This window comes from Serratia sp. root2 (genome assembly GCF_031931805.1).
Classification (GTDB): Bacteria; Pseudomonadota; Gammaproteobacteria; order Enterobacterales; family Enterobacteriaceae; genus Serratia; species Serratia inhibens.
This window is the reverse complement of the sequence record NZ_JAUJXB010000005.1, coordinates 229577-253382: the sequence shown is the minus strand read 5'-3', so window position 1 is coordinate 253382 and position 23806 is coordinate 229577. Positions and strand designations below refer to the sequence as shown.

The window sequence follows — 23806 nt, the reverse complement described above, 5'->3', positions numbered from 1 at the left end:
TTTGTGCGCTAAGAAGAGACTGAGTGGTGCTTGCTTTACTGCCGGTAACTCTTCTCCCGCAACACGTTCGGAGCAGCAGGAGAAGAGTATACCAAAAAAACTTTATTGTGGTGTAAATCGGCGTAAATGTTGCACCGTCGCCAGCCAGGCGGCGATCCAGCCAATCATCGCGGAGATAATCAGCAGCAACAGCGCCTCATCCCACCCCAACCCATGCAGGGTAAAGGTAGTCCCAAACACTTTTGCCACGTCGGTAACCACCGACCCCAGTTTCCACACCAGCGCCCCGGACAGCAACAGCGACAGCAGCGCGCCGAAAAAGCCGAGCATCGCCCCGCCATTCAGGAACGGCCGCAGAATGAAGCCGTCGGTCGCGCCAATCAACTTCATCACATTGATGGTGTCTCGGCGGCTGAAGATGCTCAGACGCACGCTGTTACCGATCACCAGGAAGACCGCCACAATCATCAGAATGCCGATCATCGCCGCCACCTGCCCCACCAGCCCGGTCAGCGCCGCCAAGCGAGCAAACCAACTGTCATCCATCCGTACCTCGTCCACCCCCTGAACCGCCGTCACGCGATCGCGCAGGGTATTGAGGGTATCCGAGCTCTGGAAGCTCATCTTCGGCGTGATGATAGCCACGGCCGGCAGCGGGTTTTCTTCCAGCATATCCAGCGCACCGCCGAAGCCGGACCAGTTGCGGAATTCGCCCCGCGCCTCTTCGCGCGACAGGTAATTCACCTTCTCTACGCCAGCTTCCGCCTTGATGGCGTCGAGCACTTTCACCGCGGCGTCATCATCGAGAGATTTATCCAGATACACCGTCAGCTGCGGCGTCGGATACCACTGGGTGGCTGCAGTGCTGACGTTTTTCCAGACGATATAACACACGCTCGGCAGCGTCAGGGAGATGGCGATCACCATCACCGTCAGCAGAGTCGCCAACGGTTGACGCAGCATATCCTTGATGGCGTTCATCCAGGCATAGCGCCATTGTTCGCGCCAGCCGCCGCGCAGCGCCTTGCTCTTGGCGGTTTTTACGTTATTCGCCATGATGCGCTCCTCCAGCCATACGGCCCTGGCTCAGGCTCAGAATGCGGTAATTGCGACGGGCGATAAGCCCGGTATCGTGAGTGGCCATCAGTACGGTAACGCCAACCCGGTTAAATTCTTCAAACAGGCGCAGAATGCCTTCCGACAACGCATCATCCAGGTTACCGGTGGGTTCATCCGCCAGCAGCACCGCCGGTTTGTTCACCACCGCACGGGCGATGCCCACGCGCTGCTGTTCACCGCCGGACAGCTGAATCGGGAAGTTTTTCGCTTTATCCAGCAGCCCGACCTTGTCCAGCGCGGCGGAAACGCGGCGGCGGATGTCTTCGGTGCTGGCACCGGCGATGATCAGCGGCATAGCCACGTTGTCATAGACAGTGCGATCCAGCAGCAGGTGGTGATCCTGGAAAATCATGCCGATCTGACGACGCAGAAACGGCACCTCGCTGTTTTTCAACCGGCTGATGTCGTGGCCACCAAACCAGATATGGCCGGCGCTTGGTCGTTCGATACCACAAATCAGTTTCAGCAGGGTACTCTTCCCCGCGCCGGAATGGCCGGTCAGAAACGCCATCTCCGCCGGGCGCAGATGGAAATCTACCCCCTGCAGCGCTTGCCGTCCGCCCAGATAAGCTTTACTGACCTGTTCAAAGCGAATCATCCGTATTAATCCTCTCGGGCAAAAAGTGCCTCAATAAAATCGTCAGCCTTAAATGGCCGCAAATCTTCGATACCTTCCCCAACGCCAATGTAGCGAATCGGGATTTCGAACTGATCGGCAATGGCGAAGATCACCCCGCCCTTGGCGGTACCGTCCAGTTTAGTCAGCGTGATGCCGGTTAAGCCCACGGCTTCATTAAATAATTTCGCCTGGCTGACAGCATTCTGTCCGGTGCTGGCATCAAGAGTCAGCATAACCTCATGGGGGGCCTGGTCGTCCAGTTTTTTCATGACGCGGACGATCTTCTTCAGTTCTTCCATCAGGTGCGCCTTGTTCTGCAAGCGACCGGCGGTATCCGCGAGCAGCACGTCAATGCCACGCGCCTTGGCAGCCTGCACCGCGTCGTAGATCACCGAAGCGGAGTCTGCGCCGGTATGCTGCGCCACCACCGGAATACGGTTGCGCTCGCCCCACACCTGCAATTGCTCCACCGCCGCCGCACGGAAAGTATCCCCCGCCGCCAGCATCACCGATTTGCCTTCCGCCTGGAACTGACGGGCCAGCTTGCCGATGGTGGTGGTTTTACCCACGCCGTTCACCCCCACCATCAAAATGACATAGGGGTTTTTACCGCCAACATCCAGCGGCTGTTCTACTTTAGTCAGAATTTCAGACATTTCCTCCTTCAGCTTGCCATACAGCGCCTCGGCGTCTTTCAACTGCTTACGGCTGGCGTGCTGGGTAAGGGAGGTAATGATTTTACTGGTGGTTTCCACGCCGACGTCGGCAATCAGCAACTGTTCTTCCAGCTCTTCAAACAGATCGTCGTCGATTTTCTTGCCACGGAACAGGCCGATAAAACCGGAACCCAGGTTCTGCTTGGTTTTCACCAGGCTGCGCTTCAGGCGGGCAAAGAAGCCTTCTTTGGTCGGACGCTCCTGCTCTTGAGTTACCGCCGGGGCCGGCAGATCGCCTTCCGCCGATTCGGGCTCTTGTTCTTCTGTTTCAACAATGGCTGGGGCAATGATAATCGGCTCCAGCGCAACACTGGCCGGCAGAGGCTCTGCTTCTGGTTCTGGCTCTGGCTCTGGCTCTGGCTCAACCAACGCCTCAATCATTTCCGGCTCAGGTTCAACCATCGGCTCAGGCTCGACAGCAGGCACAGGCGCGATGAGTTCAGGTTCAGGCTCCGGTGCAATGACCACCACCGGCTCAACGATCTCTTCAACCCTGGGTTGCTGTTGTGCCGCCACCTGTTCGGTGAGGGTGACAACCTCTTCCGCCAACGCTTGCGCCGGGGTGGAATGCTCAGCGACGGCAGGTACGCTTTCGGCGATGTGTTCGCCGGTCAGGCTGCCGTCCCATTCTCCTGGGGTATCAACGGAGGCGGCAGGTTCAGATTCCTGAGCGGGGAGCTTGTCGTCCAGCGGGGCGGCAACCGGTTCGGCCGGCGTCTCCACGGCCTGATTGTCCGTCTGCTCTACCGACGCTTCAGGTTGCGGTTGCTCTTCTTCCTTCTGGCCGAAGCCCAGCCAGGAGAAAAACCCACGTTTCTTATCTTTTGCCATGTTATGACTCTACTCCGTACCGAAGGCTTGCTTGCCCTTCATACTTGAAGCCGCAATCAGCGTTGGCTATGCGCGCTCGCCCCAGTCACTTACTTAAGTAAGCTCCTGAGGACTTCCGCTCTTGCCGCCTTGATGCAACTCCAATTATTTTGGGTATATGCTGACAATAATCCGCCGAGTCTAACACTTTCCCTCGCGCAGCAACACGCATCCGGTATGCTTTCCACTGTGAAATCAGGCAACAAAGTTTTACCGTTCCCCCCGGCGCGTCTCACCGGTAGAATAGAGGCAACCTTTCGTTAACTCGTGCGGCCTCGCGGCCAGAGAAAGAAATAAAGCAAACCTATGACAAGACTCACGCCACGGGCGTCGGCAAAAAAACCGCCCCAGGCCGCAGCCGGGCAGATCCGCATTATCGGAGGCCAATGGCGCGGGCGTAAACTGCCGGTGCCTAACAGCCCGGGGCTGCGTCCGACCACCGATCGCGTCCGCGAAACCTTGTTCAACTGGCTGGCACCGGTCATTCAGGGCGCACGCTGCCTGGACTGTTTTGCCGGCAGCGGTGCACTGGGGTTGGAAGCGCTGTCACGCTATGCCGGCAGCGCCACGCTACTGGAATTTGAACGCCCAGTGGCACAGCAACTGGAGAAAAACCTGGCACTGCTGCAGGGTAAAGGCACGGTGGTCAACACCAACACGCTGCACTGGCTGGCGGGCAACGGCCAGCCGTTTGACGTGGTGTTTCTCGATCCGCCGTTCCGCAAAGGGCTGCTGGCAGAAACCGTCACCCTGCTGGAACAGCAGGGCTGGTTGGCCGATGAGGCCTGGATTTACGTAGAGGCCGAGGCGGAAAGCGCTGCGGCTGACGTGCCGGCCAACTGGCAATTACACCGGGAAAAAGTCGCCGGTCAGGTCGCTTACCGGCTTTATATTCGTTCGCAAGAGAAAACCAACAATGCTGATTAATCTGGGCCGCCTGCTGATGCTGTGCGTATGGGGCTTTCTGCTCTCCAATCTGTTCCACCCTTTTCCCAAGCCGCTGAAGTATTTCATCGACGTGGCGCTGTTCTTTATGGTGGTGATGCACGGGCTGCAACTGGTGTTACTGAAGTCCACCCAGCCGAAAGATCAGCCGATAAGCTACTGGCAGGAAGCCAAGATCTTCATCTTTGGCGTATTCGAACTGCTGGCCTGGCAGAAAAAACAGCCGCCCATTAAAAGAAAATAGGTTATTGCGCGGTAAATGAGACGTATCTTGTGCCCTGCATGCTCAACGTACCCTGTGCGCCCTTTTCGATCGGGTTGTACTGCCATTGTTTCAGCCGCAGCCGGATGTCCTCGCCGCCGGACAGCGGGCTGAACACCACCTCATAATGCATCGGCTCATTGACCCCCTGTTCGCGCTGGCGCGAACGGGTGGTCGCCACGGGAAATTCGCGCTTGTCGCTGACCTTGACCTGCAGACTGCGCACCGGCGCGCGGTCATTTTCCGCCTCGGCACGGCGCTGGTTGAAGTAACGGTGTGTCGCCAGCACGGCGATCAGCGCAATCACGGCGACAAAAAACAGCGGCGGCTTACTCATCCTTATTCCCATTCCTTTCGCGGCTAAATCAGCGTAAACATAGCATTCTCAAGAAAGCATTGTCGATTGCAGGCGCGCTGCCTACACTGCACATAGGAAGTGACACTGGTGACAATTTGGAGCCGGGCTCTGCGGCTCCCATAATGAATAAGGAAGACACAATGAGTTGGCCGTTCCTTGCCGTATTCTTTTCCGGTTGGCTGTTCGTAGACGCCTCCTATCGCGGGCCACGCTGGCAGCGTTGGGTATTCAAACCGCTTACTCTGCTGCTGCTGTTGCTGCTGGCCTGGCAAGCGCCGGTGCTGGGGGCCGCAGGCTATCTGATCGTCCTCGGGCTGGTGGCAACGCTGATCGCCGACGCCTTGCTGCTGCTGCCGCGTGAGCGTGTATTGTACGCCATCGGCGCATTTTTCCTTTCGCACCTGCTTTATACTCTGAGCTTCGCCAGCCAGATGACTTTCAGCCTGTTTTGGCCGCTGCCGTTGGCGCTGCTGATTATCGGTGTGTTGCTGTTGGCGACGATCTGGACGCGGCTGGAGGAAATGCGCTGGCCAATCGCCACCTACGTAGCGATGACGTTACTGATGGTGTGGCTGGCGGGTGAGCATTACTTTATGCGCAGCACCGATTTTGGTTTCTCGCTGTTGGCGGGCACCTCGCTGCTGCTGTTAGCCAACGTGGTATGGCTGCTTAACCGCTACCGCTTTAGCTTCAGGGCGGCGGATGCGGTGGTGGCGTTTTGTTATTTCTCCGGCCATTTCCTGATCGTACGCTCGTTGTACCTGTAAATGTCCAAGGCGGGTTCGGGCTACCGAACCCGTTTTATTATGTCAGCGCCTTCAGAGTCAGGCCATCATCCGCCCCGAGTTGATTGCGGTAACTCTCGCCGTCACGCGAAAAGAACGCCAGCGTACTGCCATCGGCCCGCAACAAAGCGATGCCATCCGGTGCCGGACGCCAACCAACGACCTCTGCCGTAAACACCTTTTTCAGACAGTGCTGAGGATCCACCAGCCGATAGCCATTGGTTTCGCTTTGTTCGACAGCCAAAAATTCAATCTGACACTGTTGTTCGGCGTCGGCGATCGACCATTGCCCCGCCAGTGACTTTGCGGAAGGAAGAACCAAACTGCCGGCCATAACTGCCCCCGTAACCATGATGTTCCCCGCCATGACGGCGGCACGCGCTAAGCTGCCTTTCATCTCGGCTCCTGCATAACGCCCGGCCAGGCAGCACCGGGCGTTACCCTCACTGTTACACGATAAAATCAGTGGCGACGTCTACCTGCCCCACGATCTTCACCAGGAAGTCCGGCGCCTGCTGGCCGCCGATATTCAGTGCCAAATCGCTGACGTTGTTTGACGCATTGTAAGACAGCAAGGCTTCGCCCGCTGCACCGCTGAAGTGATCGACGAAGTGGATCTGATCACCACTCTGCGCCCCTTGATTAAAGAACGACAGGTCAATTTTATCGGTACCTTTCTGGAAATCGCGGATCCAGTCAGAAGCGCCCGGCTTGGAATCGCTGACGGCGGCGAAAACAAAAGTATCTTTGCCAACGCCGCCCCACAGCTCATCAGCACCTGCGCCGCCGAACAGGATATCGCTGCCCGCGCCGCCCTTCAGCACGTTGTTGGCCGCGTTGCCGACGATAACGTCATTACCCGAACCGCCAAGGGCGTTCTCAATGGTGACGCCCGCCGCGATAGACACATTGCCTTTCAGCCCACCCACGTCAGAGAAGGACTTCTCGTTCAGGTTGATACGCTGATTGGCGGTGTAACCGGAGAAGTCGAAGGTATCATTGCCGCCCGCATCCCAGGCCGCAAAGATCACTTTCTGCGCGTTGCCGGCGGTGCTGAGGAAATCGCGGCCGGTATTGGAGTTGAAGCCATACACGGTATCGCCGGTGCGGGTAGACAGGTTAGCGCCATAAAGATGTTGAATGGCGGAAATGTCATCCAGCAGCGGTGCCGCGGCATAGTGGCCGCCGTTGTCTCCGCCGGTATTGGTTTCGCTCCAGTAGCTCATCAGGCTGAACTCGCGAGTGTCTTCGGCATAGCTGGCATCGTTGTAGGTTGGGTTGCCTTCCCCGGCGTTGTAATCGCCCGGGTGGCTCAGGCCCAACGCGTGGCCAATTTCATGAGTGAACGTCTGACGACCGTAATCTTCGCTGGCCGGATGTTGAACATTGGATTGATTGACGTTGTACCAGGTCTGGCCGCCCAGATTCTGCCCCTGATAAATCGTGTTCGGCAGGAAAGCGTAAGCCTGAGTATCGTAGTCGTAATGGCCGGGGCGATCCTGGCTGTAATTGCCGAAGGTAATATTGGCCTTCTGGTTGGCGGCAACTTCGGTGAAGGTAATATTCGCCACGTCGGACCAGGATTGCAGCGACAGTTTAGCCTGCTGCTGCTGTTCGGCGCTGAACTTGCTCAGCCCGGTATCGCCGGCAACGTTGGTAGAAGAGAATTTATAATCGGGGAAAGAGAACGTTAATTTGGCCGGTTGACCAAAAACCTTATAACCGTTCCAGGTTTGGTTCTCACGGGTAATAAACAACCCAGCTTGTTCGGTAGAAAATGAGTCCTTGCCATTAACCTGAATCCCGTTGCCACGCTCGTGGTAATGCAACAGATCGTCTACAGCATTGTAGCCGGATCCTGCTGCTGCGAGGCTGGATTCAGTAACTTCAATTGCCTTTTTGGTAGATTGCATTGGTTCGATTCCACTCATTAGCTGATTGTTATCAATCAGACAGATAGACATAACCTGCCAGTCAGCCATGGATAACGATCCGCCAGCTAACAGGAAGGGGCTTATGCGCCGTTTCCGGCAGTGTGTTAGATAGAATTAATGCATATATATCAATAGATAAGATTACCTCCATAAATGGTAATCGATTCCAATTATAGGCAGACACTCAAAAACTGAACATGAAATAATCAGCTATATATTCATGTAACGAAGGAGACTTGTGCTGGTTTTTGGCGATCCTTACAATGTAAATTAAACTTAATAATCACAAGTCAGCAACAAACTTCAACAAAAATGCGGCCTGCAGATGCAAGCGGATCGTGCTGGCATTTAGGTGCCAAAAAGGTAAATTTAGTTAAAGAGTTATAGGTTAATAACTCTTTATTATTAGCAGGCGAGACTTTTTAGTTTGTATAGAAATAACATTTTCCTATTTGCTCTAACGGCCTTGCGCCACCCGCGATGATGCCCACCTCACAGTTAGCAATAATTCTCATCCCGGCGCTTGACTCTGGAGTTGACTCTAGGGTGTAGAGTCGGCGCAATGAATATCATTAACTGCCCGGAGGGGGACGTTATGCATACCCATCAAAACCATAATCATCAGGAACATAACCCTGCAGAAGGTGCCTGCGGCTGCAATCACAGCCACGGTAAAACCCAGCACGGTTGCAGCAGCGAGCAAAAAAACCCAGCCACCGAAGCCGATCATGCTCACTCGCACGATCATGGCGCCAGCTGTTGCAGCACGGACAATCATGAGGATCCGGATGAGGAAAGCGACAGGCTGGCTGACGCCCCTCCTTCCGGCAGCCGACGTTACAGTTGGAAAGTCACCGGCATGGACTGCCCAAGCTGCGCAAAAAAAATAGAGAACGCCGTGACGGGCATTCCCGGCGTAGACAACGCTCGCGTGCTGTTCGCCACTGAAAAACTGGTGGTCGATGCCCAATCCGATGTCAGCCTGCGCATCCAGGACGCAGTGCAACAGGCCGGCTTTACCCTGCTCGGCACCCAGGCAACCAAAGCCGAGTCACCCCAGGCATCGCGCCTGAAGGAATTCGGCCCGCTGCTGTTGCTCACCACGCTGATGGTGGTCAGTTGGGTGCTCGATATGGTCAATCCCGAACTGGGCCGCATTGCGTTTATCGCCACCACGCTGGTCGGTCTGGCGCCGGTCGCTACCAAAGCGCTGCGGCTGATCCGCTCCGGTACGCCGTTTGCCATTGAAACGCTGATGAGCGTGGCGGCAATAGGCGCGCTGTTTATCGGTGCCACCGCCGAGGCGGCCATGGTGCTGCTGCTGTTTATGGTTGGTGAGCTGTTGGAATCCTACGCCGCCAACCGCGCCCGCCGTGGCGTGACGGCACTGATGGAGCTGGTGCCGGAAGATGCGCTGCTGCTGCAAGGCTCGGAGCGTAAACGCGTGCCGGTCGCCAGCCTGCGCCCCGGCGATGTGATTGAGATTGCCCCCGGCGGCCGCCTTCCGGCTGATGCCGAACTGCTCAACCCGTTCGCCAGTTTCGACGAAAGCGCCCTGACCGGCGAATCGGTGCCGGTCGAACGTCAGCAGGGCCAGAAAGTCGCGGCGGGCAGCCTGTCGGTCGATCAGGCCGCGCAGATGAAGGTGATTTCCGAGCCGGGCAAAAACGCCATCGACCGCATTCTGCAGTTGATCGAAGAGGCCGAAGAACGCCGTGCACCTATCGAACGTTTCCTTGACCGGTTCAGCAGTTATTACACGCCAGCGATTATGCTGCTGGCCGTTGCGGTGATCCTGGTGCCGCCGCTGCTGCTGTCACAGCCCTGGGATATCTGGATTTACCGCGGCCTGACCCTGCTGCTTATCGGCTGTCCTTGTGCGCTGGTCATATCCACCCCGGCGGCGATTACCTCCGGGCTGGCGGCGGCCACTCGGCGCGGCGCCCTGATTAAAGGCGGTGCGGCGCTGGAACAGCTGGGCCAGGTGCAAACCATCGCCTTCGATAAAACCGGTACGCTGACGGAAGGCAAACCCAGGGTCACGGATGTACTGCCGATCAACGGTATCAGCGAACAGCAGTTGCTGACCCTGGCTGCCGCGGTAGAAACCGGCTCTCATCATCCGCTGGCGCAGGCGATTGTCAAACGGGCCGAGCAATATGGTGCACCTCTGCCACCGGCACAGGCGCGTCGCGCTCTGGCGGGGGTTGGGGTGGAAGGCGTGGTTGACGGCAAAACTCTGTTGATCAGCGCGCCGGGTAAACTGGCGGCAGGTCAGCTCGACGCCTTGTTGCAAAGCCAGGTAGAAAAACTGGAAAACGCCGGCAAAACGGCGGTGGTGGTGTTGGAAAGCGGCGTAGCGATCGGCCTGCTGGCACTGCGTGATACGTTGCGTAGCGACGCCAAACAGGCCATTGCCGAACTGAACGCGCTGGGGATCCACGGGGTGATGTTGACCGGCGATAACCCGCGTGCGGCAGCGGCGATTGCCGCGGAACTGGGGATCGATTACCGAGCCGGGCTGCTGCCGGAAGATAAAGTGAAAGCGGTAACCGAACTGAGCGAACTGCGCCCGACGGCGATGATCGGTGACGGCATCAACGATGCACCGGCGATGAAAGCCTCAAGCATCGGTATCGCCATGGGCAGCGGCACCGACGTGGCGTTGGAAACCGCAGACGCGGCACTGACCCATAACCGGCTGATCGGTGTGGCGGAGATGATCCGCATCTCGCGCGCCACACATGCCAATATTCGGCAAAACATCACCATTGCGCTGGGTCTGAAAGGGGTATTCCTGATCACCACGCTGCTGGGGATGACCGGGTTGTGGCTGGCGGTGCTGGCGGACTCGGGCGCTACCGCGCTGGTCACCGCCAACGCACTGCGCTTGCTGAAGAAACGTCAGTGATGCTCTGCGCCGGAGCCCATCCCTGGGCTCCGGCGCTACTTTCATCAGCGACAGTGCCTTCAGGGATAGCGTCAGCGTGCATGCAGGACTCGCATCACCCGGATACGATCGGCAACCACTTGGTAGAACAGAAGATAATTGGGATGAACAATGATTTCGTGCGTGCCATCAACCCTGCCACGGCGAAAAATATGAGGATGTTCAGCGGCAGGAAGCATTGCTTCTGAAATTAACACCTTCATTTTTCTGGCTGCCCGAGGATTGTCATTGGCAATGAAAAGCAGTATATCCGCCAAGTCCTGGCGAGCAGATCGACTCCATTCGATGACGAGCATTTATACCTGCTTGGTTTTCTTCCTTGCTTCCGCTACAGCGATAAGAGCATCCATCTCGGCCATTACCTCGTCATGGGAAATGCCAGGCAGGGGATCATCCATGGCTTCCCGAACCTTTTCCCGAAACCAGCGATCGTAGATTTCCGTCTGCTCTTGTGTCTCATATTCTGAGACAACAGGCGAGCGTAAGATAATCATTGCTTACCCCTTTTTCCTGTAGCCCCTTTCAAGCAGCCTACCGCACAAAGCGGTCAAAAACTATACGCCCTTGCGTAACAGGTAGCGGTACGGCGCCTTGTCGGTTTCCTGCGCCACCAGCGTGTGCTCCATAAAGCGGCAGAAGCCCGGAATGTCGCGGGTGGTGGCCGGATCATCGGCAATAATCAGCAGGGTTTGACCGTCATCCATATGGCGTACGGTCTTGCGCACCATCATCACCGGTTCCGGACAGCGCAGCCCCAGCGCATCGAGCGTCTGGTCTGCCTGGGCAAATAAGTCAGTCATGCAATTTTTCTCGATCAAAAGCGATCGGCGAACGCCCGCCGCATCTCATTGGCGCCTAGTTTACGCCGGTAGTTTTTCTGCGCAAGATGCGTTAACGTTTGCGTTAAATTTAACCATTGCATTGGTTGCGCAAACGCGTATCATGCCGCCGCGCAGCGCATTTTGCTGTTGCGACAAGAAACTCTGGGTTCCCTCACCCCACGACTAAAAAGGCTACAACATGTATTCGTTTACCGCTCAGCAGCGCCTCACCGCGTTGGTCTGGCTATCGCTGTTCCATATTGTCATCATTACCTCCAGTAACTACCTGGTGCAGTTGCCGATTACCGTTTTCGGCTTCCATACCACCTGGGGCGCGTTTACCTTTCCGTTCATCTTCCTGGCAACCGATCTGACGGTGCGTATTTTCGGTGCCCCGCTGGCACGGCGTATCATTCTTTCGGTAATGGTCCCGGCGCTGTTTATCTCGTACGTGATTTCTACCGTAACCTATCAGGGCGAATGGCAGGGCTTTGCCGCGTTGGGCAGCTTTAACCTGTTTGTGGCACGTATCGCCATCGCCAGCTTTATGGCTTACGTGCTCGGTCAGATCCTCGATGTACACGTTTTCAACCGCCTGCGCCAACGCAGCGCCTGGTGGGTTGCTCCTGCCGCGGCAATGTTCCTCGGCAATATCAGCGATACCCTGTCGTTCTTCTTTATTGCGTTTTATAAGAGCAGCGATGCGTTTATGGCCAATAACTGGGTGGAGATCGCCCTGGTGGATTACAGCTTCAAGGTTCTGATCTGCCTGCTGTTCTTCCTGCCGATGTACGGCGTACTGCTGAACATGCTCCTTAAGCGCATTGCCGTCCGCCGCAATGACGGCGGCCTGCAAGCGAACTGACCCGTGTTATCATTGGTGGCCTGCACCCTACGGAGGCCGCCAATGACAGTAATGACCCGCCACGCCACCCTCAAAGAAATCCACACCCTGTACCAGCAAATCCCCGAATTCGGTGGCCTGCATAGCCTGGCCGATTTACAGCGACGCATCGGGCCGTCCGCCTGCCACCTGCTGCTCGCCGAGATTGACGGCCAACCCGCCGGTTTCAAGCTGGGCTATCAGACGCAAGAAAAGGTATTTTACAGCTGGCTGGGCGGCGTGCTGCCGGCCTTTCGCCGCCACGGCGTGGCGCAGGCCTTATTGGCTGAACAGGAACGCTGGGCACAGGCTCAGGGCTATCGCCAGGTGAGGGTAAAAACACGTAATCGGTTCCAGCCGATGCTAATGATGCTCATCGGCAATCACTATCGGATTGTTCAGCTGGAAAAGAAAGGCGAAGTGGCTGATTATCGGCTATTACTTGAAAAAACCTTGTGACAACATCTGCCTTGCATTTCAACGTGGAATAGGTTGCGATACGGCAGTAAAAACCTACCTGAAAGGAAGAAGGAAGCCCAATGCGTAAAGTAGCAAAATTGATGGGTATCAGCCTGTTAGTGCTTGGCCTGGCGGCCTGTGACGGCGACACCAAAGACACCAAGGCACCGACGGACGGTACTGCGGCCAGCGCACCGGCCGGGCAACAGGTGAGTTTACTGGACGGTAAACTGGCGTTCACTCTGCCGGTCGGCATGGCGGACCAGAGCGGTAAGCTGGGCAACCAGGCGAACAACATGCACGTTTACGCCGACAGCACCGGCCAGCGCGCGGTGATCGTGATCCTCGGCGACAAGACCGCCGACAACCTGGAAACCCTGGCCAAACGTCTGGAAGACACCCAGCGCTCGCGTGACGCCAATCTGCAGGTAATTACCAACAAAGCCATCGAGATTAACGGCGTCCCTCTGCGTCAGCTGGACAGCATCATCACCAGCGGCGGCGAAAAAGCCTATTCTTCGATCCTGATCGGCACACTGGATAACAATATGCTGACCATTCAGGTCACGCTGCCGGCGGATAACCAGCAGCAGGCGCAAAGTGAAGCCGAAGGCATCATCAACACGTTGAAACTGAAGCCGTAATCCCAAGGGGCCGGCACGCCGGCCCCGTTTAGCGCCCCCATTACCGATTACGCCAATGCCTGTGCCAGCAGGGTGATCGGATGTTCGCAGCGCTTGCTGGTCGACATCTCGATTTGCCACTTGCAGGTTTCGCAGTCGGTCACCACCAGATCCACACCGCTGTCCTCTATCTGGCGAAACAACGACGCACCGATCCCCTGCGAAGTCGCATAGTTCTCCGATTTAAATCCGTAGGTGCCGGCGATGCCGCAACACTGCGAATCCAGCACGACCAGCTCCAGCCCCGGAATTTGCCGCAACAGCTCCAGCGTATAGGCGGTCCAGCCCATTTTCTCCATATGACAGGGCGTATGATAGGCCACCCGCAACCGCGTGCGTTTCAGCGGCAGAGTGCGGCCCTGGTTGATCAGACGATACAAATAACGCGTCGCCAACTCTACCCGCTCGCGCACCGCCGAGGTATCCACCCCCAGCAGGTGCGGATATTCATCGCGCAGGGTAAAGGTACAGCTCGACGAGGTGGCTACCACAGAAATACCGCGCTCCAGTACCGACTCATGCAACGATTCGGCATTCACTTTGGCCTGCTTTTTGGCCTGGGCGATAAAACCGTTGGCAATCAAAGGCACGCCGCAACATTTCTCGCGCTTCAGCAGCTGCACGCCGATATCCATCGCGTTAAAGACCTTGATCAGATCCTTGCCCAGCTGCGGATGGTTGTAATTGACGAAGCAGCCGTGAAAAAACGCCACCTGTTCGGCATAACGCTGCTGGGCCTGCGCCTGCCGGCGATACCAGCGGCGGAAGGTGCCGAACGAGTATTTTGGCAACTCGCGGCGATGGTCAATTTTCAGCGCTTTGTCCAACAGCGCACGCACCGGTTTCAAGCCGGTGGCGGCGTTGATTATCGGCGCAAAAGGCGTCGACAGCGACCCCATGAGGTCGGTGTGGCTGAGGATGGCGTCGCGCAGCGTCGGTTTGCTCTGAGCGTAATCGGCACGGGCGCGCTGAATGATATCGCCGATGTTGACGTCGGACGGGCAGGCTACTTCACAGCGCTTGCAGTTGGTGCAATACTTCAGCGCTTCATCGTACAGCGCCGGATCTTTCAGCCGCAGGCGTTCGCCGTCTGGCCCCGCCTGTTTTGGCCCCGGGTAGAGCGGGTTGACTTTGGCGACCGGGCAATAGGTGGTGCAAACGGTGCACTTGAGACAGTTTTCAAAGCTGGTGTCTTTCTGCAGACTCATGGTCGCTCCTCCTCTGAGGCAATCTGTTGCGCGACGTGCAACGCCCCGATCAACGAAACGCCGGCACCGCAGCCCTGCTGTAGCGGATCGTACCCGCCGGTGACCGCCCCGATGGCATACAGGTTGGTCAGCGCCTCGCCGCGCCTTAACGCACGCAGCCGGCTATCGGTGCGTACGCCGAACTGCAAATAAGGTTGCGGAGCAAACAGATCGCTGCAGCTCCAGTCGGCGCGATCCGCACGGCTTTCTACATCCAGCCCAAACACCGGCTCGCGCACGCCGTCAAAATCCGCCACCAGCCCATTACTGAAAAAGCTGCCGCTGGCCAGCACCACCTGCTGCGCCTGCAACGGAATATCGCCGTGGTTGCGGGTATAAAGGCCGGTAACACGCCCGGCGTCGATATCCGCCCGCAGCACGCTGTCCCCCGGCATAAAGATGCCCCCCAGCTGTTGCAGACGCTGGCGCAATGCCTGGTGCAAGCGCATGCCCAGCACCGAAGGCGGTAGCGTCGGCAACAGACGCACCGGTTTGCCCACCGCCGCCTGCAACGCCACCAGTGGGGCATCGTCCTCCAGCCCCAGGCAAGCCGGCAGAAAAATCGCCTCGGCATCACCGACCAGCCGGCGCAGCTCGTCCGCCATCGGCATCCGGTTTTCCGGCAAATCCAGCACTCTGGCGATATTCACCGCCCGGAATTCACTGGGATTGTTGCGCAACCGGTCCAGCGCAGGTAAATGCAACCAGCCGACCCCGGTACGCACTCCCAGCGCCTGCATGAGTGAATCGGCGGCCAACTGCGGCTGAAAATCCAAAAATCCCTCAATGCCAATCACCGCAACGCTTTCCCACGACAGCGTACCGGACAGCGGCGTTACCGGAATGGCCTCCGGGCTAAGCCAGGTGGCCCGACGCGTACCGAGCGGCGTAACGCGCAGATGATTCCTTGCATTGCTGCCTTGCAGATCCAGGCCGCAGCGCCTCAATAACCGGGTCGCTTCATCAGACAACTGCGCCACCCGGTCTGCACCCATCAAGGAATAAGGATGCTGCGGTGCCTGCCGCGCCAGTTCAGGCAACGCCATAAGCGGTGCGTCGACCTGCGTGCCATCGGGCAGTTGCGCCAGCAAATCGAGCGAGCCGGATGAAAAATACAACGCGCTCTGGCCGGCGCTGACCACGGCGCAGCGCTTGCCCTGTTCCGCCAGCGCGATGGCGCAGGCCATGCCCGCCAAACCGCCGCCAATCACCACCACGTCAAATCGCATCATCCGCCTCCTGTTTTTCCCGGGCATCCAGCCCGCACAATCCCTGGTATACCCAACGGGTGAACTCACTTTCGCGCAGCGCGTCACCCCAGGCGATCGGGCGTACGCCCTTCCAGCGTTCGTTGAGGAAATGCGACAACTGATCGATCGACTGCTGCGGGGTGGCGACGTTAAAGCGCGTCAATAGCCCGGCCGCACGGCAGGCGCACAGCTCACCCTGGCAGGTGCCCATGCCAACACGAGTGCGGCGGCGCAGATCCACCAGATTATTGACGGTGAGGGAGTCTACCGCATAGCGTACCTCGCCGGCGGTGACCGCCTCGCATTCGCAGACCAGGCTGTTGTCCAGCCGATCGCCGGTCGGTACCAGGCTGGCGCGATCGCCATGGCGATACACCGCCGAGCCGCGGATACTGGCCGGCAACGCCACCACGCTGCGTACCGTTTCCTCCGCCGTCTGCCGGGAGCCGGGCAGCGGTTCCACCGCGGTAGTGCATGGGCTATCCAGCCCAAGCTTTTCACACACTTTATCGGTCGCCCACTGCGCCATCAGGCGATAGGTCATCAACTTGCCGCCGGTGATGGTGATAAATCCTTCCAGCCCATCGCGACTGGCGTGATCGAGCAGCACGATGCCACGGCTGACGTTGCGGCCGCTGGGATCGTCGTCACTGGCCACCAGCGGCCGCACCCCGGCATAGGCGCGCAAAATGCGGGTTTGCGCCAGTTCCGGCGCCAGCAGCGCACCTTCGCGGATCAGAATGTCCACTTCCTGCGGCGTCACCACCATGTTGTCGATCTGGTCGTAGTCGATGTGGGTGGAGGTGGTGCCAATCAGCGAGATGGTGTCGCCCGGCACCAGAATGTCGGCGTCTGCCGGTTTGCGGCAACGGTTGATTACCATGTTGTTGATGCGGTGGCCGAGGATCAGCAAGGCGCCTTTGGCCGGGAACATGCGGATGCGCAGATCGGCGTATTCCGCAATCTGCTGGCCCCAGATGCCGGCAGCGTTGACCACCACCTCGGCGTGGATATCGTAGCGGCGTGCAGCCTGATGGTCGAAAACGCGCACGCCGGTCACGCGATCGCCCACGCGTAACAAACCGACCACCTGGTGATAGGTAAGGATCTGCGCACCGTGCTCGCGGGCATCGAGCATATTGGCGGCGGTCAGACGGAACGGGTCGACGGTGCCATCCGGCACCCGCACGGCGCCGATCAGCGCCGGGTTAACCGCCGGCTCCAGGCGCAACGCCAATTGCGGATCAATGGCTTCGGCGTTGATACCGGCACTGTGGCAGGAAGCAATAAACTGTTGTTGGTAGGCCAGCGAATCCTGCGGCAGGGTAATGAATAACCCGTCGGTACGCTCGATGCAGTGATGCGCGATGCGCTTGAGGATGAGGTTTTCTTCTATACACTCACGCGCCGACTCGCCGTCGGTCACCGCATAACGCGCTCCGCTGTGCAACAAGCCGTGATTACGGCCGGTGGCGCCGGTGGCGATATCATGGCGCTCCAGCAGTATGCAACGCAGGCCACGGCGCGCGCAGTCACGGGCAATACCCGCCCCGGTCGCACCGCCACCAATGACTATCACATCCGTTTCGCTGTCCGGTGAATGGCTGCTCATTACGCTTCCTCAGGATCCGTGGTTATTACCCTATTGGGCCACGGTTACTGGGGTCTTTGTTTGATAAGGAACAATAACGAACTTAAAACGAAAACAAAATGTCCACAAAAAGCCATGAATGTGATCAGAATCACGATTTTTGGCCGTTTTTCTATTTCATATCGTTAACTAATCGCTCAAAATCCGCCGTAGTTTCATAAAAGTGTAACATTTGCGCCATTCATCACAGCGACACCAGGCTGTTTTGACTAGGATGGCGCTCGTTATGGAACAAAAAAACACCACATTATCTATCCGCTCAATCATCAAATGAACGTAGACGATCATATTGATGTGATAACTAAAAGCCATCGGAGGCGCTCATGTTGAGTATCTTTAAGCCGGCAGCACACATTTCCCGTGTGCCGGTCGACAAAGTCGACCCGCTCTACCGTAAATTGCGCTGGCAAATTTTTATGGGGATTTTCTTCGGTTACGCCGCCTACTATCTGGTGCGTAAGAATTTCACCCTGGCCATGCCTTATCTGATCGACCAGGGTTTCAGCCGCGGCGACCTCGGTTTCGCGCTGTCGGGTATTTCCATCGCCTACGGGTTTTCCAAATTCATCATGGGGTCGGTTTCTGACCGCTCCAACCCACGCGTGTTCCTGCCCGCCGGCTTGATTCTGGCTGCCGCAGTGATGTTGTTCATGGGCTTCGTGCCCTGGGCGACATCGAGCATCGCGGTCATGTTCGTGCTGCTGTTCCTGTGCGGTTGGTTCCAGGGCATGGGCTGGCCGCCTTGTGGCCGTACCATGGTGCACTGGTGGTCGCAGAAGGAACGCGGCGGTATCGTTTCGGTCTGGAACTGCGCCCATAACGTGGGCGGCGGCCTGCCGCCGCTGCTGTTCCTGCTGGGCATGGCCTGGTTCAACGACTGGCACGCGGCGCTGTATATGCCGGCCTTCGGCGCCATTCTGGTGGCTCTGATCGCCTTTGCGCTGATGCGCGATACGCCGCAATCCTGTGGCCTGCCGCCAATCGAAGAATACAAAAACGATTACCCGGACGACTACAGCGAGAAAGCGGAAGAAGAGCTGACCGCCAAGCAGATCTTCATGCAGTACATTCTGCCGAACAAATTGCTGTGGTACATCGCCGTAGCCAACGTGTTCGTTTACCTGCTGCGTTACGGCATTCTGGACTGGTCACCGACCTACCTGAAAGAAGTGAAACACTTCGCGCTGGATAAGTCCTCCTGGGCCTATTTCCTGTACGAATATGCCGGTATCCCGGGCACCCTGCTGTGCGGCTGGATGTCGGACAAAGTGTTCAAAGGCAATCGCGGCGCCACCGGCGTGTTCTTTATGACGCTGGTGACCATCGCTACCGTCGTTTACTGGCTCAACCCGGTCGGTAATCCTGGCATCGACATGGCCTGTATGATCACCATCGGCTTCCTGATTTACGGCCCGGTGATGTTGATTGGTCTGCACGCGCTGGAACTGGCACCGAAGAAAGCGGCCGGCACCGCAGCGGGCTTCACCGGTCTGTTCGGTTACCTGGGCGGCTCCGTTGCGGCCAGCGCCATCGTCGGTTACACCGTGGACTACTTCGGTTGGGACGGCGGCTTTATGGTGATGATTGGCGGCAGTATCGGCGCGGTAGTGCTGCTGTTGCTGACCATGCTGAGCGAGAAAAAGCACCACGCGGAAATCGCAGCCAACAAACGCGGCTAAGCGTCATACAAATTTCGCATTATTTAAAGGCCGCGCTGCGGCCTTTTTACTACTTTATTACCCTGCACCTACAACATGGAGAATTACGGAATGCGGACTCAAGTCAAAGCCCTGCTGACGGGGATTATCCTGGCCACCTCAATGGTCAGCGCCGTACAGGCGGCGGACAAGGTGGTAATTGCCCACCGTGGCGCCAGCGGCTATCTGCCGGAACACACGCTGCCGGCGAAGGCGATGGCCTACGCGCAGGGTGCGGACTTCCTCGAGCAGGATCTGGTAATGACCAAGGACAACGAGCTGGTGGTACTGCATGACCATTACCTCGATCGCGTTACCGACGTGGCCGAACGCTTCCCGGATCGGGCACGCAAAGACGGCCGCTATTACGCCATCGACTTTACCCTGGCGGAAATCAAGTCGCTGAAGTTCACGGAAGGCTTTGAGATCGAAAACGGTAAAAAGGTGCAGGGCTACCCTGGCCGCTTCCCGATGGGCAAATCGGACTTCCGCGTCCATACCTTCCAGGAAGAGATCGAGTTTGTTCAGGGGCTGAACCATTCGACCGGCAAAAACATCGGTATTTACCCGGAAATCAAGGCGCCGTGGTTCCACAAGCAGGAAGGCAAGGATATCTCCAGCAAAGTGCTGGCGGTACTGAAGCAGTATGGTTACACCGGCAAGGGTGACAATGTTTATCTGCAATGCTTCGACGCCAACGAACTGAAACGGATTAAAACCGAGCTGGAACCGAAGATGGGCATGGATCTGAAGCTGATCCAACTGATCGCCTACAACAAGTGGCAGGAAACCTATGAGCAGAAAGCCGACGGCAAATGGGTGGAATACGACTATGACTGGATGTTCAAGCCGGGCGCGATGAAGCAGATTGCCCAGTACGCCGACGGTATCGGGCCAGACTACCACATGCTGGTGGAAGCGGAGAAATCCAAACCGGGCCACGTGGTGCTGACCGATATGGTGAAGGAAGCCCATGCCAACAAGCTGGCGGTGCATCCGTTCACCATCCGCGCCGATGCGCTGCCAAACTATGTGACCGACGTGAATCAGCTGTATGACGTGATTTACAATCAGGCAGGCGTTGACGGCGTGTTCACCGACTTCCCTGACAAGGGCGTGCAGTTCCTGCAAAAGCAGGGCCAGCACAAGTAACCCGGACAAGGGCGCCGCAAGGCGCCCTTCTTGCCTCAGGCCAGGAACATCTTGCGCAGGTAATGCGGCACCGCGTCGTCGACGTTGGAGCCAATCACTTCCAGCTCCGGCAACTTGTCTTTCAGGCGCTGGTGCGCATCGCGCATAATGCAGCCCTTGCCGGCCATCGCCAGCATTTCCAGGTCATTCATGCCGTCACCGAAGGCGATGCACTCTTTCAGCGAATAGCCGATGATTTTGGCCACTTCTTCCAGCGCATGACCTTTGGATACGCCGCCCGCCATCACTTCCAGACAGGTCGGGAACGAGAAACTGACGTTAACCCGATCGCCCCAGCGCGCATTGATGGCATCTTCCAGCGGCAGCAGCTTTTCATGGTCGTCACAGGTGAAGTACACCTTGCACACGCCGTCGGTTTCCAGCAGGCCCGGTTCAAACAGCTGATACTGGAAGATCGATTCCCGGAAGAACTCTTTCTGCTCCGGGCTTTCCCGGTTGATGAACCAGTCGTCGTTGCGATAGACATTGGTGGTGATGTCCGGATCATCATGCAACATGCCGTAGAGATCGCGGGCAATGTCTTCCGCCAGGTTGTGGCTGAAAATCAGCTCGCCGGCGGTGTTATGCACGCGGGCACCGTTGGAGGTGATCATAAAGGCGCTGATCTCGAGGTTATCGCGGATCTGCGAAACGTCGATGTGATGCCGGCCAGTGGCAAACACAAAGTGCACGTCACGCTGGGTCAGCAGCTTCAACGTCTCTTTGGCATAAGGCGACAAGGTGTGGTCAGGTGATAGCAGCGTGCCATCTAAATCGGAAGCGACGACGTGATACATAAGGGTATGTTCTAACCTCTGATGGAGTGGTCGGCGGCAGGGGAGCCACCTAAGTGTTTAGCAAAGAAACGCAGGATTGCGTTCAATGCTTCGGCGCGCATCGCGTCCCGCTCGAACAGGATCTCATGGCGTGCGCCTTTGATAACCCGCGGTTTCCCCCCTTCACAAGGGTGCCCCGCGTCTGACAGTGCCTGACAAAAAGCCTGTTGGGAACGGTTGTCGACTACCCGTTCCTCACCGGCCTGCAATAATAACAGCGGTGTGGTGATTTTAGCCGCCTGCGCGACAATCTGCCGCCCGGCCTGAATGCTTTCTCGTACCCAGTGGTAGGTAGGACCGCCCACCTGCAACTCGGGGTAATCGGCGTAATAACGCAAACAACGGCGATAGCGCTCGCGGCTATGAGTCAAAACGTTGACCACATAGGGCAGCGGCCGCCACTGGCCAGTGCCTATCGCATAGTAATCGTGCACCGTCGGGTGTTTCTCCACCCAGTTAAGGATGCGATTCGCCATCCAGCCCGGCATCGGCAGATGAATGCCGAACATCGGCGCGCAAAACGCGGCGGCATCAAACGCCTGCGGCTGACGCGCCAAAAACTGCGCCAGTATCGCGCCACCCATCGAATGCGACAGCGCAAAGTGCTGCCGGTAACCGTGCGGCACCACTTGCTGCTGATAAAACTGGGCGAAATCGTCAATATAATCGGCAAAGTTTACCACATGACCGCGATGCGTATCAGCCAGCAAGCGGCCGGAACGGCCTTGTCCGCGATGGTCGAGGATCATCACATCAAAACCGCAGTGGAACAGATCGTAGGCAACTTCTGGATATTTAACGTAACTTTCGATACGGCCGGGGCTGATCACTACCACCCGCTGGTGACGTGCAGAGCTAAAACGCACGAAGCGGATCGGCACGCCACCCACGCCGATGAACTCACCTTCTTCACGCAGCCGCCAAAAGGCCAGCAGCGGGCCGGTAGCGAAAGCAGCGAACTGCGTTTCACGCATTAACCAGTCATCGGTGCTGTGGGTGAACGACGTCATTACATGCCTTTTAGCGGGGGAAGTGCCTATAAAAATGTGATAAATATTACTATACCCTATGGATTTCAAGTTGCAGCTAGGCGCCCAGCTCGTTCATCCCCAGGAGCTTACTCCGGTAAGTGACTTGGGTGAACGCGTGCAGGTAACAACGCTGCAGCTTGAAAGACGACGGGTATAGCCATTTTGGCACAAGTTGGTACTTTCAGGGAGCTTTACGATGACCTTGGACTGGTGGTTAACCTATCTGCTGACAACCCTTATCCTGAGCCTGTCACCCGGCTCTGGCGCAATCAACACCATGAGCACCGGTATCAGCCACGGGTATCGCGGCGCGGCGGCATCCATCGCTGGGCTACAGGTCGGGTTGAGTCTGCATATCGTGCTGGTGGGCATCGGCCTCGGTGCGCTGGTCTCTCAGTCGCTGCTGGCGTTTGAAATGCTGAAATGGCTGGGTGCCGCTTACCTGGTATGGCTAGGTATCCAACAATGGCGCGCCGCCGGCTCGCTGGATTTGCATACCCTGGCGGGCAGCATGCCGCGCCGCCGTTTGTTCCGCCGCGCAGTGCTGGTCAATTTGACCAACCCGAAGAGCATCGTGTTCCTGGCCGCCCTGTTCCCGCAGTTTATTTTACCCCACCAGCCGCAGGCCGAGCAGTATCTGGTACTCGGCGTGACCACCGTGGCGGTGGATATTGTGGTGATGATTGGCTATGCCACACTGGCGACCCGCATTGCCGGCTGGCTGAAGACGCCGCGCCAAATGCAGTTGCTGAACCGTATCTTCGGTTCGCTGTTTATTCTGGTGGCCGGATTATTGGCTACGGCCAGAAAGGCATAATGCAAAAGGGCCGAACATCACTGTTCGGCCCTCGCGATAGCATCCTGCGATTAACGGGTAAAGATCAGATGCAACCCGAAACCGGTGAACAATACACCCGCCAGCCCGTCGATCCATTTCGCCAAACGCTGGTAGCCGCGGCGCATTGCCGGCAACGCAAACACGACCGCCACCAGGCTGAACCAGACAAAGGTCTCGGCGATAATCAGCAGGAACAAGCCCCAGCGCGCGCCGGCCCCCACGTCGTCACCCACAAACAGCGAGAACACGCTGCCGAAATAGATAACCGCTTTCGGGTTTGAAAGGTTGGTCAGGAAACCGCGAATAAAGCTGCGCCCGGCCTTTGGCAACGCCACTTTCACGTCTTCCGTCGGCACCGATTGGGCGTTCTGAGAGCGTGCGGAACGCAGCAGTTGCCAGCCCATCCAGCATAAGTAAATCCCACCGCCGACCATGATGATCTGGTGCAGCCAGGCCATTTTCTGCAAGATCAGGTGCAGGCCCATCAGCGCAACCCCCGCCCACACCACGATACCCAGTGAAATACCCACTACGCCCATCATCGCCTCACGGCGCGAACGGCTGGCGGCGGTTTGCGAAACAAAAAAGAAGTCCGGCCCGGGGCTCATCAGCGCGATCAAGTGCACCAGCGCCACGGTCAGAAACAGCATCAGCATGATTT

At 57.5% G+C, this 23806-nt stretch carries 25 protein-coding genes; 10 read left to right on the top strand and 15 right to left on the bottom strand.

Going from position 1 to position 23806, the window contains the following annotated elements; genetic code table 11:
• Positions 1 to 102 precede the first annotated feature (102 nt).
• Genes ftsX through ftsY form a run of 3 tightly spaced genes read right to left on the bottom strand, consistent with a single transcriptional unit; the run spans position 103 to position 3285 of the window.
• Positions 103 to 1056, bottom strand: coding sequence for a permease-like cell division protein FtsX (ftsX, locus tag QZQ97_RS20600; RefSeq protein WP_311994956.1), 954 nt, complete (start codon positions 1054 to 1056; stop codon positions 103 to 105).
• A complete protein-coding gene (gene ftsE / locus QZQ97_RS20595) occupies positions 1046 to 1717 on the bottom strand; it encodes a cell division ATP-binding protein FtsE (RefSeq protein ID WP_004950974.1) in 672 nt (223 codons plus the stop codon). The genes ftsX and ftsE overlap by 11 nt, the downstream gene beginning before the upstream one ends.
• Before the next feature lie 5 nt (positions 1718 to 1722).
• On the bottom strand, positions 1723 to 3285 hold the full coding sequence (gene ftsY, locus QZQ97_RS20590) for a signal recognition particle-docking protein FtsY (protein ID WP_311994955.1): 1563 nt from the start codon (positions 3283 to 3285) through the stop codon (positions 1723 to 1725).
• 345 nt (positions 3286 to 3630) lie between these two features.
• Here ftsY and rsmD point away from each other — a divergent pair, with 345 nt between their 5' ends.
• Together rsmD and QZQ97_RS20580 are read left to right on the top strand one after the other, a co-directional pair.
• The gene (rsmD, locus tag QZQ97_RS20585) at positions 3631 to 4251 is read left to right on the top strand and encodes a 16S rRNA (guanine(966)-N(2))-methyltransferase (protein ID WP_311994954.1); all 621 of its coding nucleotides are present in this window, start codon (positions 3631 to 3633) and stop codon (positions 4249 to 4251) included.
• Positions 4241 to 4513, top strand: coding sequence for a DUF1145 family protein (locus QZQ97_RS20580; protein WP_006317223.1), 273 nt, complete (start codon positions 4241 to 4243; stop codon positions 4511 to 4513). Before rsmD ends, QZQ97_RS20580 begins: the two co-directional genes overlap by 11 nt.
• A gap of 1 nt (position 4514) precedes the next feature.
• Here the strand turns inward: QZQ97_RS20580 and QZQ97_RS20575 are convergent, their stop codons facing one another.
• A complete protein-coding gene (locus QZQ97_RS20575) occupies positions 4515 to 4868 on the bottom strand; it encodes a DUF2500 domain-containing protein (RefSeq protein ID WP_311994953.1) in 354 nt (117 codons plus the stop codon).
• A gap of 161 nt (positions 4869 to 5029) precedes the next feature.
• Between QZQ97_RS20575 and QZQ97_RS20570 the strand changes: the two genes are divergently transcribed.
• Positions 5030 to 5656 carry a lysoplasmalogenase gene (locus QZQ97_RS20570; protein ID WP_311994952.1) on the top strand — a complete coding sequence of 209 codons (627 nt, stop codon included), beginning with the start codon at positions 5030 to 5032 and terminating at the stop codon, positions 5654 to 5656.
• A 37-nt stretch (positions 5657 to 5693) separates the two neighbouring features.
• Here QZQ97_RS20570 and QZQ97_RS20565 read toward each other — a convergent pair whose 3' ends face one another.
• Positions 5694 to 6071: an AprI/Inh family metalloprotease inhibitor gene (locus QZQ97_RS20565; protein WP_311994951.1), complete on the bottom strand. Its 378-nt coding sequence runs from the start codon at positions 6069 to 6071 to the stop codon at positions 5694 to 5696.
• Between the two features lie 52 nt (positions 6072 to 6123).
• Complete coding sequence (locus QZQ97_RS20560; RefSeq protein WP_311994950.1) at positions 6124 to 7587, bottom strand: serralysin family metalloprotease; 1464 nt, start codon at positions 7585 to 7587, stop codon at positions 6124 to 6126.
• 616 nt (positions 7588 to 8203) lie between these two features.
• On the opposite strand from QZQ97_RS20560, the gene QZQ97_RS20555 reads away from it, so the two are divergent.
• Entirely contained in the window at positions 8204 to 10519 is a 2316-nt protein-coding gene (locus QZQ97_RS20555) for a zinc/cadmium/mercury/lead-transporting ATPase (protein ID WP_311994949.1), read from the top strand.
• Between the two features lie 71 nt (positions 10520 to 10590).
• Here the strand turns inward: QZQ97_RS20555 and QZQ97_RS20550 are convergent, their stop codons facing one another.
• Genes QZQ97_RS20550 through tusA form a run of 3 tightly spaced genes read right to left on the bottom strand, consistent with a single transcriptional unit; the run spans position 10591 to position 11358 of the window.
• Positions 10591 to 10854, bottom strand: a complete 264-nt coding sequence (locus tag QZQ97_RS20550; protein ID WP_311994948.1) for a type II toxin-antitoxin system RelE/ParE family toxin — start codon at positions 10852 to 10854, stop codon at positions 10591 to 10593.
• The gene (gene relB / locus QZQ97_RS20545) at positions 10855 to 11052 is read right to left on the bottom strand and encodes a type II toxin-antitoxin system RelB family antitoxin (RefSeq protein WP_311994947.1); all 198 of its coding nucleotides are present in this window, start codon (positions 11050 to 11052) and stop codon (positions 10855 to 10857) included.
• Positions 11053 to 11112: 60 nt separating this feature from the next.
• Positions 11113 to 11358: a sulfurtransferase TusA gene (gene tusA, locus QZQ97_RS20540; protein WP_004950955.1), complete on the bottom strand. Its 246-nt coding sequence runs from the start codon at positions 11356 to 11358 to the stop codon at positions 11113 to 11115.
• Positions 11359 to 11578: 220 nt separating this feature from the next.
• Here tusA and QZQ97_RS20535 point away from each other — a divergent pair, with 220 nt between their 5' ends.
• The 3 genes from QZQ97_RS20535 (at position 11579) to QZQ97_RS20525 (ending at position 13365) form a co-directional block, all read left to right on the top strand.
• Positions 11579 to 12244: a 7-cyano-7-deazaguanine/7-aminomethyl-7-deazaguanine transporter gene (locus tag QZQ97_RS20535; RefSeq protein WP_004950952.1), complete on the top strand. Its 666-nt coding sequence runs from the start codon at positions 11579 to 11581 to the stop codon at positions 12242 to 12244.
• Between the two features lie 42 nt (positions 12245 to 12286).
• Positions 12287 to 12721 carry a GNAT family N-acetyltransferase gene (locus tag QZQ97_RS20530; RefSeq protein WP_311994946.1) on the top strand — a complete coding sequence of 145 codons (435 nt, stop codon included), beginning with the start codon at positions 12287 to 12289 and terminating at the stop codon, positions 12719 to 12721.
• A gap of 80 nt (positions 12722 to 12801) precedes the next feature.
• A complete protein-coding gene (locus QZQ97_RS20525; RefSeq protein ID WP_311994945.1) occupies positions 12802 to 13365 on the top strand; it encodes a DcrB family lipoprotein in 564 nt (187 codons plus the stop codon).
• A gap of 47 nt (positions 13366 to 13412) precedes the next feature.
• Here QZQ97_RS20525 and glpC read toward each other — a convergent pair whose 3' ends face one another.
• The 3 genes from glpC to glpA are packed head-to-tail and all read right to left on the bottom strand — an operon-like array spanning position 13413 to position 17513.
• Complete coding sequence (glpC, locus tag QZQ97_RS20520) at positions 13413 to 14612, bottom strand: anaerobic glycerol-3-phosphate dehydrogenase subunit GlpC (protein ID WP_311994944.1); 1200 nt, start codon at positions 14610 to 14612, stop codon at positions 13413 to 13415.
• Entirely contained in the window at positions 14609 to 15880 is a 1272-nt protein-coding gene (gene glpB / locus QZQ97_RS20515) for a glycerol-3-phosphate dehydrogenase subunit GlpB (protein ID WP_311994992.1), read from the bottom strand. The genes glpC and glpB overlap by 4 nt, the downstream gene beginning before the upstream one ends.
• Positions 15870 to 17513 carry an anaerobic glycerol-3-phosphate dehydrogenase subunit A gene (gene glpA, locus QZQ97_RS20510; protein WP_311994943.1) on the bottom strand — a complete coding sequence of 548 codons (1644 nt, stop codon included), beginning with the start codon at positions 17511 to 17513 and terminating at the stop codon, positions 15870 to 15872. The genes glpB and glpA overlap by 11 nt, the downstream gene beginning before the upstream one ends.
• A gap of 362 nt (positions 17514 to 17875) precedes the next feature.
• Between glpA and glpT the strand changes: the two genes are divergently transcribed.
• Entirely contained in the window at positions 17876 to 19231 is a 1356-nt protein-coding gene (glpT, locus tag QZQ97_RS20505) for a glycerol-3-phosphate transporter (RefSeq protein ID WP_004950940.1), read from the top strand.
• 90 nt (positions 19232 to 19321) lie between these two features.
• On the top strand, positions 19322 to 20401 hold the full coding sequence (gene glpQ / locus QZQ97_RS20500; RefSeq protein WP_311994942.1) for a glycerophosphodiester phosphodiesterase: 1080 nt from the start codon (positions 19322 to 19324) through the stop codon (positions 20399 to 20401).
• Positions 20402 to 20436: 35 nt separating this feature from the next.
• Here the strand turns inward: glpQ and yigL are convergent, their stop codons facing one another.
• Positions 20437 to 21237 (bottom strand): sugar/pyridoxal phosphate phosphatase YigL, encoded by an 801-nt coding sequence (yigL, locus tag QZQ97_RS20495; protein WP_311994941.1) that lies wholly within the window; start codon positions 21235 to 21237, stop codon positions 20437 to 20439.
• A gap of 11 nt (positions 21238 to 21248) precedes the next feature.
• Complete coding sequence (gene pldB / locus QZQ97_RS20490) at positions 21249 to 22286, bottom strand: lysophospholipase L2 (protein ID WP_311994940.1); 1038 nt, start codon at positions 22284 to 22286, stop codon at positions 21249 to 21251.
• Positions 22287 to 22503: 217 nt separating this feature from the next.
• Here pldB and rhtB point away from each other — a divergent pair, with 217 nt between their 5' ends.
• Positions 22504 to 23124 (top strand): homoserine/homoserine lactone efflux protein, encoded by a 621-nt coding sequence (rhtB, locus tag QZQ97_RS20485; RefSeq protein WP_311994939.1) that lies wholly within the window; start codon positions 22504 to 22506, stop codon positions 23122 to 23124.
• Positions 23125 to 23174: 50 nt separating this feature from the next.
• Here the strand turns inward: rhtB and rhtC are convergent, their stop codons facing one another.
• Complete coding sequence (gene rhtC / locus QZQ97_RS20480) at positions 23175 to 23801, bottom strand: threonine export protein RhtC (RefSeq protein ID WP_311994938.1); 627 nt, start codon at positions 23799 to 23801, stop codon at positions 23175 to 23177.
• Positions 23802 to 23806 lie beyond the last annotated feature (5 nt).